Source organism: Clostridium sp. AM43-3BH (assembly GCF_003479985.1).
GTDB lineage: Bacteria > Bacillota > Clostridia > Lachnospirales > Lachnospiraceae > Otoolea > Otoolea fessa.
The window spans coordinates 124,971-139,776 of sequence record NZ_QUIH01000001.1; the positions used below are offsets into that span (position 1 = coordinate 124,971).

A 14,806-nucleotide genomic window follows, 5' to 3' on the forward strand; every position below is an offset into this window, starting at 1 on the left:
AGGAACGGTTACTGTGGCAAATTCCGTTATTGGGAATGTATGCGTGAACAGTAACCAAGAACGAAAGAGCTGCAGCCGGAACAGCGAAAAGTGATTGATTTTGAAAAGTGCCTGTATTATAATTTGCAGGTAGGATATTGAGAAAATGTGTCGGTGACGCCTTCAAATGGCTGCGAAAGAGACTATTTTCCATACCCTGAAAAAAGAAAGCGAGGTAAATTAGCCATGTACGACAGATATGTAAGCCCTCTTTCCGAGCGCTATGCAAGCAAGGAGATGCAGTATATTTTCTCTCCGGACAAGAAGTTCCGCACCTGGAGAAGACTTTGGATTGCGCTGGCAGAGACGGAGAAGGAGCTTGGCCTTCCGATTACGCAGGAGCAGATCGATGAATTGAAAGCACATAAGGATGAAATCAATTTTGATGTTGCTAAAGAGCGTGAGAAACTGGTGCGCCACGATGTTATGTCTCATGTGTATGCGTACGGCGTACAGTGCCCGACAGCAAAAGGAATCATCCATCTGGGTGCAACTTCCTGCTACGTAGGAGACAACACCGATATCATCATTATGACAGAAGCCCTGAAGCTGGTACGTAAGAAACTGATCAGTGTTCTGGATGAGCTGGCTAAATTTGCTGATAAATATAAAGCACAGCCGACCCTGGCATTTACCCATTTCCAGCCGGCACAGCCGACCACCGTCGGCAAGCGTGCAACTCTGTGGATGATGGAGCTCAAGCAGGATCTGGATGATCTGGATTATGTGCTTGGATCCTTACGTCTCCTTGGCTCCAAGGGAACAACCGGTACACAGGCAAGCTTCCTGGAGCTCTTTGATGGGGATCATGCAAAGTGCCGCAAGGTAGATCAGATGATCGCGGAGAAGATGGGTTTTGATGGCTGCTATCCGGTATCCGGACAGACCTATTCTCGTAAGCAGGATACACGTGTATTAAATGTTCTTGCCGGTATTGCACAGAGTGCCCATAAATTCTCCAACGATATCCGTCTTCTTCAGCATCTGAAAGAAGTAGAAGAGCCTTTCGAGAAGAATCAGATCGGTTCCTCCGCTATGGCATATAAGAGAAATCCTATGAGAAGCGAGCGTATGGCTTCCCTGGCTAACTACGTGATGGCAGACGTGATGAACCCGATGCTGGTTGCATCTACCCAGTGGTTTGAGCGTACATTGGATGATTCTGCGAACAAGCGTCTGAGTGTTCCGGAAGGCTTCCTTGCAATTGATGGTATTCTGGATCTGTACCTGAATGTCGTTGACGGTCTGGTTGTATATCCGAAGGTTATCGAGAAACACATGATGGCAGAGCTTCCGTTCATGGCAACCGAGAATATCATGATGGATGCAGTAAAGGCAGGCGGTGACCGTCAGGAACTGCATGAGAAGATCCGTACTCTGTCGATGGAAGCTGGAAAGAATGTGAAAGAGAAAGGTCTGGATAACAACCTTCTCGAGCTGATTGCAGCGGATCCGGCGTTTAATCTGTCCTTAGATGACCTGAAAGCAGCGATGAAACCGGAGCGCTACACCGGCCGTGCAAAAGAGCAGGTAGATGAGTTCTTGGCAGAGGTAATCCAGCCGATTCTGGATGCAAATAAAGAAGATCTGGGCGTGAAAGCAGAGATTAATGTCTAAACAGGATTTACATGGAAGTGTGAATCTGGAGTATTACCGGGTATTTTGCAGCGTGTGCGAATGCGGCGGCATCACGGCGGCCGCAGAGGCACTCTGCATTTCCCAGCCGGCGGTCAGCCAGGCGGTCCGACAACTGGAGACCGCGCTTGGCTGCCGCCTTTTTTTGCGGACATCGCGCGGCGTGAAGCTGACGAGCGAGGGAGAATTGCTTCTGTCGTATGTCAGACGGGGAATTGATGCGATACAGGACGGGGAGACGATGTTGCGGCGCATGAAGGACCTGGAAACGGGCGAGATCCGCATTGGCGCGAGCGATATGACACTCCAGTTTTATCTGCTTCCATATCTGGAACAATTTCATGAGCAGTATCCGAATATCAAGGTGACGGTTTCAAACGGTCCGACGCCCGAGACCCTTGAAGCACTCTATCAGGGACACATTGATTTCGGTATTGTCAGCACACCTTTTGAGACCAAGCAGGCGGTAAAGAGTTTTCCGGTTCAGGAGATCCGCAATGTGTTTATAGCCGGACCCAAATACGCAGCCCAGTTAAAGGGCAGAAAACTTTCATATAAAGAGCTGTTGAACTGCCCCTGCATCTTCCTGGAGCGCAATACCAGTACGCGCCGCTTTATGGATGAGTTTCTGGCAAAGCGCGGGGTTCGGCTGGAGCCGGAGTTTGAACTGGCCACCAGTGAGATGATTGTCCAGTTTGTTAAGCGGAATCTGGGAATCGGCTGTCTTATGTCGGATTTTGCATCGGAGGCTCTTGGAAATGGGGATGTTTTTGCGTTGGAATTTGACGAAGAGATGCCATCCCGTGAGTTTTGTCTGGTGGCAGCTGAGAAAGCCTGGATGTCCCCAGCGGCTGCGAAGCTTTTTAAGCAGCTGGCGAAGGTAACCACATGAGAAAAATAGGAGCTGCAAAGTAGCGGTTTTTCAAATTACATTGCCTGGCATATGTGTGAGCATCAATAGTATAAGTGTTAATTATGTAGCTTATAAATAATATTGATTTTACTTATATAGAAAAGTTGTGTATGATTATACAGTAAGAAGGCATGATCGTTTTTCGATCATGCCGAAAAGTATTTATATTCTTCTGAGGGAGGAAAATTCATGGTACGAGCAATAGTAGGAGCTAACTGGGGAGACGAAGGCAAGGGTAAGATTACCGATATGCTTGCTAAGGAATCCGACATCATTATCCGTTTTCAGGGCGGAAGCAACGCAGGTCATACGATTATCAACAATTATGGCCGTTTCGCACTTCACCTTCTGCCGTCCGGTGTATTTTACGGACACACAACCAGCATCATCGGCAATGGTGTGGCATTAAACATCCCGTTTCTGGTAAAAGAGCTGGAAAGCCTGGTATCTCAGGGTGTTCCGATGCCGCATATTCTGGTATCGGACCGTGCACAGATCCTGATGCCGTACCATGTTCTGTTTGATACGTATGAGGAAGAGCGTCTGGGCGGCAAGTCCTTCGGTTCCACCAAGTCCGGTATCGCGCCATTCTACTCTGACAAATACGCGAAGATTGGTTTCCAGGTCAGCGAACTGTTCGAGGACGAGGCAGCTCTGAAAGATAAAGTACAGCGTGTCTGCGAGACAAAGAATGTCCTGTTAGAGCATCTGTACCACAAACCGCTGCTGAACCCGGATGAGGTTCTGGCAGAGCTGATGGAATACAAGAAGATGGTAGAACCGTATGTATGCGATGTATCTGCATATCTGCATGACGCGATCAAAGAGGGCAAAAACATCCTTCTTGAGGGTCAGTTAGGTTCCTTGAAAGATCCGGATCACGGTATTTATCCGATGGTTACTTCTTCTTCGACTCTGGCAGCTTACGGCGCTATCGGCGCAGGTATCCCGCCGTATGAGATCAAAGAGATCACAACCGTTGTAAAGGCATACTCCAGTGCAGTCGGCGCAGGCGCATTTGTCAGCGAGATCTTTGGTGATGAGGCAGACGAACTTCGCCGCCGCGGTGGTGATAAGGGCGAGTTCGGCGCAACCACCGGACGTCCGAGACGTGTGGGCTGGTTCGACGCAGTAGCAAGCCGTTACGGCTGCCGTATTCAGGGTGCAACCGAAGTGGCTCTGACCGTTCTGGATGTTCTGGGATATCTGGACGAGATCCCGATCTGCGTTGGCTACGAGATCGACGGCGAAGTTGTCAAAGACTTCCCGGTAACCTACAAGCTGGAGAAAGCAAAACCGGTTCTGAAGACACTTCCGGGCTGGAAATGTGATATCCGCGGAATCAAGAAATACGAAGATCTCCCGGCAGAGTGCCGCAACTACATCGAGACGATCGAGGCAGAGCTTGGCGTACCGGTAACCATGGTATCCAATGGTCCGGGACGTGATGAGATCATTATGAGAAAGTAACTTTATAGAATCAATTTCAGCGGCGGTCCTGCATGATGAGTGCAGACCGCCGCTATTTTTGTGTAATAGGAAATTCCTTGAAATTCTCCATTACACAAAAAGGCACATTCTTTTTCAAGTTTATTCTGAAATCAGCCAGTCAATTAAATTTTTAGATTTTATGCCATCATAGGAAGAGTCCATTCCGGGATTCAGGGAAAGGACGATTTTTTCGTAATTGTCATTGATTTTTTGAAGAGGGAATAATTCAGGATAAGGTATGATTTGGTGTGAAGAAAATTGGAGGGATGCCTTGGATAGAGTCTGTGAGAACCGTTTTTTTTATGGTATGATAGATAAAAAGAAATCGTTTTATAAATGAAAAATGAGACAAACGGGAATCGCCAGAGAATGAAAAATGGAAACATATAGAGATTTACTATCGCAAATTCATACAAACTGTAAAAACATACCATTTCATAAGAAATTATCAGCCTACAACATTTTTGATGTATTAGAGATACAGAGCCGTGAAGTGATCATGTGCCGTTTTTTGACCAATCTGCTGAACCCGGAGGGAATGCATGGCTGCGGAATCCGGTTTCTGAAATCGTTTATCCGAGATGTGTTGAAAATGGATCCGGTAAGCGATACATTGCTATTGCATACGGAGGTAGTCAAAGAGTACCCGATTGATAAAGAGAGAAGAATTGATATTTTCATACGGAATGCGGAGTATCAGATTCCGATCGAGGTAAAAATCTATGCGGGGGAACAGGAAGGACAGTGTTCGGATTACTTTGAGATGGCACAAAATTCCCGATTGATATATCTAACCCGTTTTGGAACTCCGCCATCTGAGTACAGCCGGAAGAAGAAAGGCGGAGGAAATTTATTACCATTAGGGCAAATCCAGTGTATTTCATGGGCAGAAGATATCTATCGGTGGCTGGAAGGTGAATCGCAAAATTTAAAAGAGTCATTTCGGGCAGTGATGGAGCAATATTTGGATGCGGTACATAGCATAGCGGATGAAAGAGAGAAGAAAGTGGCAGATAAAGTAATTGAGGCATTGTACGAATCGCCGGAAAAATTTCTTGCCGGAATCGAGATTGAAAAATCGATGAAAAAGGCAAAGGTGTGGCTGATTCGCCAGGTGTTTGAAGAATTTCAGCAGCAGATGCAGCCAATTATAGAAAAATATGGTTTGAAATTAGAAAAGGATAGTGGATATTATTCCTATCAGGATTCACAGCATGATAAATTTTATGATTGTTACAGCACCTATCCCGGATTGAATTATGTCGTAAAAAAGGCAAAATTTCAAAAAGCGGGTCTGGAACTCTGGTTTCGGATTGAGGTAGAACATAATTTGTTTGCGGGATTCTGCCTGTTTGATAAAGAAGCCAGCTCCGAGGATGGCTTTTCGAAAGGCTATCAGGTAGATGATATAACCGATGGGCTTAAGCAGGAGGCATCCAGGTATCTCAAAAAGGAAATAATTCTGCCGGAGGACTGGTGGTTTGCCTGGTGTTATCCGAACGGAAAACGCCACTGCGAAGAGGCAGAAGTGCCAGATTTTAAGCAGATGAATTCGTGCGCGGTTTCGCTTGTGGATGAAACGGCGCGGAGGGAGTATGTGAAGCGGGCGTTGGCGGTGTTCGAGAGAGAGCTTTTGGGGTGGCTTTTGTAAAAGGATAAATTGTCGCTGAAACAGAATATCATACTGCACTATAAAAACACATTTACACAAATACAAACATTGCAAATAACAAATATATTCTACCTTGAAACCGAAAGCGAGGCGTTTCACCAAAATGACTAGAGAAGAATTATTTCAATGGGTAAAACAGGAATATGGCACGGAAGCGGAATATCCGTGGAAGGATTCGAACGCAGTGCTGCGTCGGGCGGATAATGATAAATGGTATGGCGTGATTTTGAGTGTTGCAGGGAGTAAGCTGGGGTTGGAGGATGATAATATCATAGATGTTATAAATCTAAAGAGTGATCCGATGCTGATAGGTTCTTTGCGGGGGCAGAAAGGATATTTTCCGGCATACCATATGAACAAGGAGAAGTGGATCAGTGTTTTGCTGGGGGATGCGGGGCTGGATGAGCCGATTAAAAATTTACTTGCGTTAAGCTATGAGCTGACAGCGCCAAAGAAAAAGAAGACTTCCAAATAGGGGGGATCTTATGTCAAACTTTGAATTTTTAAAGAATACAAAAGAATATGCATTATTTGCGCCAGCGGTGATGGAAGCGAAGCGCACCAGCAAGGAATGTTGGTCGGAAACAGGTTATGCTGTATGCGGACTGTTTAGAGCGGAAGTTTGGCCGCAGACCGATGATGTTTACGACGAATGGATTTGAAACGTATTTCTGGGATGACAAGACTTCTCCACAGCGTCCGGTCAGTGGTATTTTCAGAGTTTATTAACGATCAGTCATTGAACCAACGGCAGATCAATTTTGTTCATAAGATTATTAATCATATAGAGCAGAATGGGTATATGGAGAATGTGGCTGTTTTGAAGAAGCCTCCGTTTGATAAGCCAATTAGTTTTTTAAAGTTGTTTGATGTGAGAACGAGAACAGCGCTTATGAAAGCGATTAATGATGTCCGGGAGAATGCGGTTACAGTGGCGGGATGATGAAAAAATGACAGGAGACTGCGGAGGCAGTCAGTATAGAAGAATGAAAGAAGCGAACGACTGCGTATTGTGTTAGAAATAGACAGTCGTTTGCTTTTTGAACGTTATTTTTTCTTTTTAAAATATCGCAGTGCCACCGCATACCCATAGAGCACCGCCGGTATAACGATCGTGCAGAACAGCGATGCCAGCAGCAGATTTTCTGCTAGTGGACTGTCCATCAGGGCGAAGATGATGGAAGAGACGTAGAGGGCGATTAGGATAACAGCACCCGTCAGCGCCAAAATGCGTTTTGATTTCATATATGGTATCCTTTCTAATTTTATAACTCTATAAAAAAGAGTGATTGGAATTTGTAATCATTTTTATATTGTTTCAAAGGCAGATTGGATATTGCCGTCTTTGATGAACTGTCTTTTATTTTATTATTATAAAGGATGTAAGAATTTTTTTCTATACTTTTCATTTGCGGTGCGGTAAAATAAGAAGAGATGTGGCAACTGTTTACAGTTTTTTGCTTAATTATGAACAAGAAAGGGGAGGCACACGATGAATTGGAAGAAAAAATTTATGTGGGCAGCATCCTTTTTAGTATCCCTGTTTGTTTGTGGGACAGCGCTGGCGGCAGGTAACGATGCGTCTGCGGACACCCCGGTGCAGGGCAAGGAAGAAAATCAGGTTTACAGGTTCGGCACCGAAAATAATGCCAATGATATAACGGAGACAGAGGCATCGGCGGCAGAAAGTGGCGCGGCTGGTTTTGAAAATAAAGAAATGTATCTGTATGAGGGCGAGTGGGTCGGAGACGGCGAGGACTGGCAGTACCGCCTGACGGATGGCAGCTTTTTGAAAGCGTCCTGGCTGAAATCGAATGGTCACTGGTATTATCTGGGAAAAAGCAGCTATATGCAGCGGGGACTCCGGAAAATCGGCACAAACCGTTATTATTTCGCCGAGAGCGGCGCGATGATGACGGGCTGGATTTATGAGGAAGAGACGGATCAGTGGTATCATGCAAACGAGGATGGAGCACTGACGACCGGCTGGTATCAGGCAGGAAATGCCTGGTATTGGTTTGATTCCAAATGTGTTATGTTCAGCGGCGGAAACCGGATGGTAAACGGGCATAAATATTATTTCTTTGACAATGGTCAGATGGCGGCGGATCAGTACGTGGAACTCAACTACTACGATGCAAATGGACTGCGCGACCGGACGCATGATGTGCGTTTGATGGGAAAACGGCGTCCGTCGGACAGTGAAAAAGAACAGATTACGAAAGAACTGGCAGGCGTGCCAAGAGAGTGGATCAAACGATTTGCAGAATCAGGCTGGGAGCTGATGTACTACACAGACAAGGCATACTTCTCAGCACCGAAAACAGAGCAGGGTATCTATTTTGTCAATTATGATACAGATGTGCATTACAAGAAAATCAAATTTTCTAAACCGCAGGGACTTGCGATGGCATTCGGCGAGTTCGCTGCGTCGGAACTAAGCGACGAAGAAACCTCACGTGCCCTGACGGATTTCGAGCGATATCTGGCTGGCAGTGGACTGGTGCAGCCGCTTCCATCCTACTTTGACGATAAGTCGGAGATGCAGTTCGGCAGCTTTTTCGCCGCCTGCTGTGACGAAGATGTCCGAGCTGACATCCGAAAAAACAGTCCGGAATTATACAAATATGTCGTAAAGTTAGGATTCTGGCAGGAAGGACAAAAACCGGACGAAGCCGAAGGGGTCGAGATGAACTCTGATCCGGAATTTGCCGGAAGCGGAGCCGGACCGGCTGGGGATGAATCTTTAAAGGCTAAGAGTGGTCCGGCATCGGAAGTGCCGTAAGAAAACGTGGTGGCAGCAGGAATTTGCCGTATGTAAATGCAAAGCCGCGGCAAATTCCGTTACTGGGCGCGTATGCGTGAACAGTAACCACTACTCCGCCAATTCCTCCCACTTCTCATACAATCCCTCTAACTTTGCATTCAGTTCTTCCTTCTCTTTATTCAGTTCCATCAAACGCGGAACATCGGAAAAGACAGTCTCATAGCAGAGAAGCGCATCGATCTCCTGATCGCGGGTTTCAAGGGTGTGGATTTCTTCCTCGACGCGTTTCAATTCATTCTGTTTCTTACGAAGCCGCGTCTGTTCTTCCTTCTGCTGTTTCCAGTCCAATTTGCCGGAGGAAGCGCTGGCTGCCGCCTGAACTGCAGCGGTCACGGCAGAAGCGGACGAAGCAGCAGAGGTACCAGTGCCATTTCCAGAAAGAGCAGTCGAATTTGCGCCTGCCGCAGCGGTCGGATGGCTGGAAGTCCCTGTGTTTCCGGCTCCGGAAGATTTTGCAGAGCGGTTGGTTGCCTGTGCGGCGGAAGCCAGATAGGCTTTCTCCTGCGTCTCCTTCTTTTCCAGATAATAATCGTAGTTTCCAATATAATTAATCAGTGTTCCCATCGTCAGATCGAGAATTCGGGTCGCAGTTTTGTTGATGAAATATCGGTCATGGGAGACGTAGAGAACGGTTCCGGTGTAATGAACCAGCGCGTTTTCCAGAATCTCCTTCGAGGCGATATCCAGATGGTTGGTCGGCTCATCGAGGATCAGGAAGTTCGCCTCCGAGAGCATCAGCTTCGCCAGGGAAACACGTCCGCGTTCGCCGCCGCTTAGATCGCGGATGCGCTTAAAGACATCGTCGCCGGTGAAGAGAAATGCCGCCAGCACATTTCGGATCTGCGTGTTGTTCATATCCGGGTAGGTGTCCTGCAGCTCGTCAAAGAGCGTCTTGTCCATGTGCAGAACCTGGTGTTCCTGATCGTAGTAACCGATATGCACCTTGGAACCTAACCGGATCTCGCCGTTGTCCGGGGTCAGAAGACCGTTGATCATCTTGAGAATTGTGGTCTTGCCGGTTCCGTTGTTGCCGATGATGGCGATGCGCTCGCCGCGTTTTATCTCAAAGTTCAGATCCGTGAAGAGTGTCATGCCGTCGAAACTCTTGGCAAGCTCACGGACGGAGAGAACGTCATTTCCGCTGGTGACGCACGGTTCCAGCGTAATGTGCATCGCGTCGTTGATTTCGGTTGGTTTTTCCAGAAGATTCATCTTGGAAAGCATTTTTTCACGGCTCTCGGCGCGCTTGATGGATTTCTCACGGTTAAAGGATTTGAGTTTGGTGATAACCTCCTCCTGATGGCGGATCTCCTGCTGCTGGTTTAAGTAAGCCTTGAGCACACCGGCGCGGATGATCGCTTTTTTCTCGCTGTAGGCGGTGTAATTGCCCTGGAAAGAGGTGGCGATGCCGCCGTCCAGCTCGACGATCTTGGTCACGACGCGGTCCAGAAAATAGCGGTCGTGGGCGACGATGATGACCGTCCCGGCGTAGTTCATCAGATAGGTTTCCAGCCACGCGATGGATTCCATGTCGAGGTGGTTGGTCGGCTCGTCCAAAAGGATGATGTCCGGTTTGGAGAGCAGGAGCTTACCGAGGGAGACGCGCGTTTTCTGACCGCCTGAAAGTTCGGAAACCGGTTTGGAAAATTCTTCCTCGACAAAGCCGAGTCCCTTTAAGACACCGGTGATTTCACTCTGCCATGCGTAGCCGTTTAAAAGTTCAAATTCATGGTTTAAGCGGCTGTAAGTGTTGAGCATCGTTTCGAGCTTTTCGCCCTCGGCGTGCTTCATCTGGAGTTCCAGCGTGCGGATCTGCTGTTCCATTTCCAGAATCGGACGTTTGACCTCCAGAAGAGAGTCATAAATGGTGGTCTGGCTATGCAGATCCTGGTGCTGTGCCAGGTAACCGAGGGTTTTGCCCTTGGCGATGGTCACGGAGCCCTCGTCTGCTGCGAGTTCTCCGACAATTATTTTTAAAAGAGTCGATTTACCGGCTCCGTTGATGCCGACGATGGCGGCTTTTTCGTGATCTTCTACATGAAACGATACGTGTTTGAGGATTTCCTCTGTACCGAATGCTTTTGAAATATTGCTGCAAGATAAAATCATAGATTCCTCCTGTGGTTGTATCCATGTATTTCGGTTAAAAATATACCGTCAATCTCAAATTATAATATAAATAAAGAAGCAATGCAAGAATGAGAACGGTTAATGGCTGTTTCTGGTCAGAAAATTTTGCGAAATACAATGTAAAATCCCTCATATGAAATAAAAAAATTGACAATTATTTATCATATGACTATAATAAATTTATCAGATTGTCCGATGGTTTGCGTAAACCATATGGACAACGTTAGAGGAAAGAAAGGTGGAAGAAAGCCGTGGAACAGAAAGAGATATCTAAAGCGGTCATTTCTAGGCTACCCAGATACTATCGTTACTTGGGCGAATTGCTCGAGGAGGGAGTAGAGAGAATCTCATCGAATGATTTGAGTATCCGCATGAAGGTGACAGCGTCCCAGATTCGTCAGGATCTGAATAATTTCGGCGGATTTGGTCAGCAGGGATATGGTTATAATGTAAAGTATTTATATTCGGAGATTGCCCGGATTCTGGGAATTGACCGTCAGCATAACCTAATTATTATCGGTGCGGGAAATCTGGGTCAGGCGATCGCGAATTATACGAATTTTGAGCGGCGTGGTTTTTTAATCAAAGGTATGTTTGATGTGAATCCGCGTCTGGTCGGTCTGGTAGTCCGTGGAGTGGAGATCCGCGGTATTGAAGATTTGGAGCAGTTTATCAAGGACAATGAAGTGCAGATCGCAGCGCTGACGATTCCGAAGTCGAAAGCGCCGGAGATTGCGGATCGGCTTGTCAAAGCCGGAATCAAGGCGATCTGGAATTTTGCCCATACAGATTTACAGGTTCCAGATGACGTTGTGGTGGAAAATGTCCATCTGTCGGAGAGCCTGATGCGCCTTTCTTACCGCGTATGCAGCATGCAGGATCAGAAAGCGAGAGAAGAAGCGCAGAGAAAGCAGGAAGAGGCAGCTGGTGCCGGAGAAACAAAATGATCGTCGGAATTGGTACGGATCTGATAGAGATAGAGCGAATCAAAAAAGCCTGTGAAAAAGAGGCTTTTTTGGTGCGTGTATATACAGAAGAAGAGCGTCGGCAGGCTGGGGGGAAGGTGTCCCGGCTCGCCGGCGATTTTGCGGTAAAAGAGGCAGTCTCGAAGGTGTTTGGAACAGGCTTTCGGGGCTTTGGACTGCTGGATATAGAAGTGCTCCGGGACGAGCTTGGAAAACCGTGGGTGCGGCTTCACGGGGGAGCAAAGAAACTTGCGGACAGCCTGAAAATCACCCGGATTCACGTGTCGATCACGAATACAGGCAGTCTTGCATCCGCTTACGCAGTCGGAGAGGGGGAATGGAAATGAGACGTCTGGTGACAGGAAAACAGATGAAAGAGATAGATGGATATGCAATCCGGAAAGTGGGGATACCCTCTCTGGTACTGATGGAGCGAGCGGCGCTGGCGGTTGCAGACGAGATGGAAAAACGGTATGGAAAGCTTTCAGGGCAGAGGCTTCTGGTATTTTGCGGAACGGGCAATAACGGTGCGGACGGCGCGGCGCTGGCTAGGATTCTCTTTCTGCGCGGCGCGCTTCCGACGGTGCTCACGGTCGGTGACAAGGCGCACTGGACGGGGGAGATGACCTGCCAGGTGGCGATTGACCGGAATCTGGGGATCCCGGTGGAGGCGTTTGAAAATTATGTGCCGGGGCATGTGGAGATCATGGTGGATGCGATCTTTGGCGTGGGTCTTTCCAGAGAGGTCGGCGGTGAATTTGCCGAGGCGATCCGTTTTATGCGGGAGCAGGAGCCAAAGGCGGTAGTTGCGGTTGATATTCCGTCCGGCGTCAGCTCAGAGACGGGGGCGGCGCTTGGCGAGGCAGCTGAGGCGGATCTGACCGTTACTTTCGGCTATGAGAAGCTGGGAATGGTGTTCTATCCGGGACGGAAGCTGTGCGGCGAGATTGTGATTGCCGACATCGGGTTTCCGGCGTATACAAAATATGAAGGGCATACCTATTTTGCCTATGATCCGGAGGATCGGAGCCAGATCCCGAAACGGCGGGCAGACGCCAACAAGGGAACGTATGGAAAAATCCTGATCGCAGCCGGTTCGGAGGGGATGTGCGGCGCAGCGTATTTGAGCGCCCTGGCTGCGTACCGGATGGGCGCGGGACTTGTGAAGATCCTGACCGTCCGGGCAAATGTGCCGATTCTGCAAAATCTCCTTCCAGAGGCGATCCTGACGCCGTATGATCCGGAACAGGCACAGACGGATCCGGCAGGTTTTAAGAGCCTGGTGGAACAGGAGTGCGGCTGGGCGAGCGCGATCGTGCTGGGACCGGGACTGGGAAAAGAAGCCCATGTCGCAAGTCTGGTGCAGAATGTGCTGCTTTCCGCCTATGTGCCGATCATTGTGGATGCGGATGGATTAAATGCTGTCGCACAGCATCCGCATTTGTCTGGGTATTTTACGGAAAATGTGATCGTTACTCCGCATTTGGGAGAGATGGCGCGTCTGACGGGACGCTCGATTGAGGATCTGAAACGGGATCTGGTCGAGTCAGCGGTGCGGTATGGCGAAGAAAAAGGCGTGACCTGCGTGCTCAAGGATGCCGTGACGGTGACGGCGGGGCGCGATGGCAATGTGTATATCGGCGACAGCGGCTGCGCCGCGATGGCAAAGGGCGGTTCCGGCGATGTGCTGACCGGTGTGATTGCCGGGCTTCTGGCGCTGGGATTTTCAGAGGATGAAGCGGCGGCGCTCGGCGTGTTTCTGCACGGAAGAGCTGGGGCGGCAGCTGCCTGTAAAAAGGGAGAGCATTCCGTGCTGGCAAGAGATATCGCGGACTGTCTGCTTGAAAAGATAGATTGAAAATAAAAAGGAAGACAAAAAGATGGAAAAAGCATATACAATGGCAGAAGAACCATATACCCGGATTTATGCGCGGATTGACCTGGATGCGATTGTGAAAAATATGGAGGCGATGCGCGAAAATCTTCCGGCAAAAACGAAGATGATCGGCGTGGTTAAGACGGATGGTTACGGTCACGGGGCTGTCCCGGTGGCGAAGACGATCGCGCCGTTTGTCTGGGGCTATGCGGTGGCAACCTTGGAGGAAGGACAGAACCTGCGCCGCCACGGCATTGACAAACCGATTCTGGTGCTTGGCAGCACGCACCCGCGCCATTTCGCGGAATTGATTGAGGGCGATATCCGTCCAGCGATCTTTGAGGAAGATAAGGCAGAGCTGCTCTCAAAACTTGCGGTTTCGATGGGAAAGACGGCGAAAATGCATATTGCGCTCGATACCGGCATGGGACGAATCGGATTTCACCCGGATGAAAATAGCCTGAAAGAGATAGAGCGGATTGCAAAGCTTCCGGGCATTGAGATCGAGGGAATGTTTACACATTTTGCGCGTGCTGACGAGGCGGATAAGGCATTTACCCATTTACAGTATGAGCGGTACCAGAAATTCCATGAAGGTCTGGAAGCTGCAGGCGTTCATATTCCGATGTGCCACTGTGCGAACAGCGCGGCGATCATGGAACTGCCGCGGATGGGACTGGATGCGGCGAGAGCCGGTATCACGGTATATGGTCTGTATCCGTCGGATGAGGTAGAGCGGAACATGAAGATTTACCCGGCGATGGAGATCCGCAGCTTTATTACCTATGTTAAGGAAGTAGAGCCGGGCACGCCGATCAGCTACGGCGGAACCTTTGTGACGGACCGTCCGATGCGGATCGCGACGATTGGCGCCGGATACGGCGATGGCTATCCGAGAAATCTCTCTGGAAAGGGTTATGTCCTGATTCATGGACACCGCGCACCGATTCTGGGACGCGTCTGCATGGATCAGTGCATGATCGATGTGACCGATATCCCGGAGGCTGCTGAGGACACGCGGGTAACGCTGGTCGGACGCGACGGGGACGACGAGATCACGATGGAAGAGCTGGCGGAATGGAGTGGCGGTTTCCACTATGAGATCCCATGCGTGCTTGGAAAACGTGTGCCGCGCGTGTACGTGAGAGGTGGAAAGATCGTCGGGAAAAAGGATTATAATGATGATCGGTATGAGGATTTTATGGAGTAAAGCCGGCGTTTGAACCATTTAGAAAAAGGATTCATAAGATAAAGTAGA

Annotated in this window: 14 protein-coding genes; 12 read left to right on the forward strand and 2 right to left on the reverse strand. The window is 48.7% G+C overall.

Going from position 1 to position 14,806, the window contains the following annotated elements; translation table 11 throughout:
- Positions 1-225: 225 nt before the first annotated feature.
- The 7 genes from purB to DW931_RS00555 all read left to right on the forward strand — a co-directional run bounded on the left by purB (position 226) and on the right by DW931_RS00555 (position 6,693).
- The gene (gene purB, locus DW931_RS00525) at positions 226-1,656 is read left to right on the forward strand and encodes an adenylosuccinate lyase (protein WP_107001528.1); all 1,431 of its coding nucleotides are present in this window, start codon (positions 226-228) and stop codon (positions 1,654-1,656) included.
- Positions 1,649-2,566, forward strand: coding sequence for a LysR family transcriptional regulator (locus DW931_RS00530; RefSeq protein ID WP_118481727.1), 918 nt, complete (start codon positions 1,649-1,651; stop codon positions 2,564-2,566). Before purB ends, DW931_RS00530 begins: the two co-directional genes overlap by 8 nt.
- Before the next feature lie 210 nt (positions 2,567-2,776).
- A complete protein-coding gene (locus DW931_RS00535) occupies positions 2,777-4,057 on the forward strand; it encodes an adenylosuccinate synthase (protein WP_107001526.1) in 1,281 nt (426 codons plus the stop codon).
- Positions 4,058-4,454: 397 nt separating this feature from the next.
- Entirely contained in the window at positions 4,455-5,729 is a 1,275-nt protein-coding gene (locus DW931_RS00545; RefSeq protein WP_118626833.1) for a PD-(D/E)XK nuclease family protein, read from the forward strand.
- A 124-nt stretch (positions 5,730-5,853) separates the two neighbouring features.
- Positions 5,854-6,225: an MmcQ/YjbR family DNA-binding protein gene (locus DW931_RS00550; protein WP_118481729.1), complete on the forward strand. Its 372-nt coding sequence runs from the start codon at positions 5,854-5,856 to the stop codon at positions 6,223-6,225.
- Between the two features lie 10 nt (positions 6,226-6,235).
- Positions 6,236-6,412, forward strand: coding sequence for a hypothetical protein (locus DW931_RS15800; protein WP_182429106.1), 177 nt, complete (start codon positions 6,236-6,238; stop codon positions 6,410-6,412).
- Positions 6,403-6,693 (forward strand): type I restriction-modification enzyme R subunit C-terminal domain-containing protein, encoded by a 291-nt coding sequence (locus DW931_RS00555; protein ID WP_118481730.1) that lies wholly within the window; start codon positions 6,403-6,405, stop codon positions 6,691-6,693. Before DW931_RS15800 ends, DW931_RS00555 begins: the two co-directional genes overlap by 10 nt.
- Before the next feature lie 104 nt (positions 6,694-6,797).
- On the opposite strand, the gene DW931_RS00560 is transcribed toward DW931_RS00555, so the two are convergent.
- Positions 6,798-6,995 (reverse strand): hypothetical protein, encoded by a 198-nt coding sequence (locus DW931_RS00560; protein WP_022359311.1) that lies wholly within the window; start codon positions 6,993-6,995, stop codon positions 6,798-6,800.
- Positions 6,996-7,242: 247 nt separating this feature from the next.
- On the opposite strand from DW931_RS00560, the gene DW931_RS00565 reads away from it, so the two are divergent.
- Positions 7,243-8,535 (forward strand): N-acetylmuramoyl-L-alanine amidase family protein, encoded by a 1,293-nt coding sequence (locus DW931_RS00565; protein WP_118481731.1) that lies wholly within the window; start codon positions 7,243-7,245, stop codon positions 8,533-8,535.
- 90 nt (positions 8,536-8,625) lie between these two features.
- On the opposite strand, the gene DW931_RS00570 is transcribed toward DW931_RS00565, so the two are convergent.
- Entirely contained in the window at positions 8,626-10,686 is a 2,061-nt protein-coding gene (locus tag DW931_RS00570) for an ABC-F family ATP-binding cassette domain-containing protein (protein ID WP_118626834.1), read from the reverse strand.
- A gap of 272 nt (positions 10,687-10,958) precedes the next feature.
- Between DW931_RS00570 and DW931_RS00575 the strand changes: the two genes are divergently transcribed.
- The 4 genes from DW931_RS00575 to alr are packed head-to-tail and all read left to right on the forward strand — an operon-like array spanning position 10,959 to position 14,758.
- A complete protein-coding gene (locus DW931_RS00575; protein ID WP_117795191.1) occupies positions 10,959-11,654 on the forward strand; it encodes a redox-sensing transcriptional repressor Rex in 696 nt (231 codons plus the stop codon).
- Complete coding sequence (acpS, locus tag DW931_RS00580; RefSeq protein ID WP_117795193.1) at positions 11,651-12,019, forward strand: holo-ACP synthase; 369 nt, start codon at positions 11,651-11,653, stop codon at positions 12,017-12,019. The genes DW931_RS00575 and acpS overlap by 4 nt, the downstream gene beginning before the upstream one ends.
- Positions 12,016-13,530: an NAD(P)H-hydrate dehydratase gene (locus DW931_RS00585; protein ID WP_118472918.1), complete on the forward strand. Its 1,515-nt coding sequence runs from the start codon at positions 12,016-12,018 to the stop codon at positions 13,528-13,530. The genes acpS and DW931_RS00585 overlap by 4 nt, the downstream gene beginning before the upstream one ends.
- A gap of 22 nt (positions 13,531-13,552) precedes the next feature.
- Entirely contained in the window at positions 13,553-14,758 is a 1,206-nt protein-coding gene (gene alr / locus DW931_RS00590) for an alanine racemase (RefSeq protein ID WP_243015169.1), read from the forward strand.
- The last annotated feature ends 48 nt before the right edge of the window (positions 14,759-14,806 follow it).

Coding starts and splice junctions, on each gene's coding strand:
- DW931_RS00530 (WP_118481727.1), top strand. CDS start 1,649: ATGTCTAAACAGGATTTACATGGAAGTGTGAATCTGGAGTATTACCGG.
- DW931_RS00545 (WP_118626833.1), top strand. CDS start 4,455: ATGGAAACATATAGAGATTTACTATCGCAAATTCATACAAACTGTAAA.
- DW931_RS15800 (WP_182429106.1), top strand. CDS start 6,236: ATGTCAAACTTTGAATTTTTAAAGAATACAAAAGAATATGCATTATTT.
- DW931_RS00535 (WP_107001526.1), top strand. CDS start 2,777: ATGGTACGAGCAATAGTAGGAGCTAACTGGGGAGACGAAGGCAAGGGT.
- DW931_RS00555 (WP_118481730.1), top strand. CDS start 6,403: ATGGATTTGAAACGTATTTCTGGGATGACAAGACTTCTCCACAGCGTC.
- alr (WP_243015169.1), top strand. CDS start 13,553: ATGGAAAAAGCATATACAATGGCAGAAGAACCATATACCCGGATTTAT.
- DW931_RS00560 (WP_022359311.1), bottom strand. CDS start 6,995: ATGAAATCAAAACGCATTTTGGCGCTGACGGGTGCTGTTATCCTAATC.
- DW931_RS00585 (WP_118472918.1), top strand. CDS start 12,016: ATGAGACGTCTGGTGACAGGAAAACAGATGAAAGAGATAGATGGATAT.
- acpS (WP_117795193.1), top strand. CDS start 11,651: ATGATCGTCGGAATTGGTACGGATCTGATAGAGATAGAGCGAATCAAA.
- purB (WP_107001528.1), top strand. CDS start 226: ATGTACGACAGATATGTAAGCCCTCTTTCCGAGCGCTATGCAAGCAAG.
- DW931_RS00570 (WP_118626834.1), bottom strand. CDS start 10,686: ATGATTTTATCTTGCAGCAATATTTCAAAAGCATTCGGTACAGAGGAA.
- DW931_RS00550 (WP_118481729.1), top strand. CDS start 5,854: ATGACTAGAGAAGAATTATTTCAATGGGTAAAACAGGAATATGGCACG.
- DW931_RS00565 (WP_118481731.1), top strand. CDS start 7,243: ATGAATTGGAAGAAAAAATTTATGTGGGCAGCATCCTTTTTAGTATCC.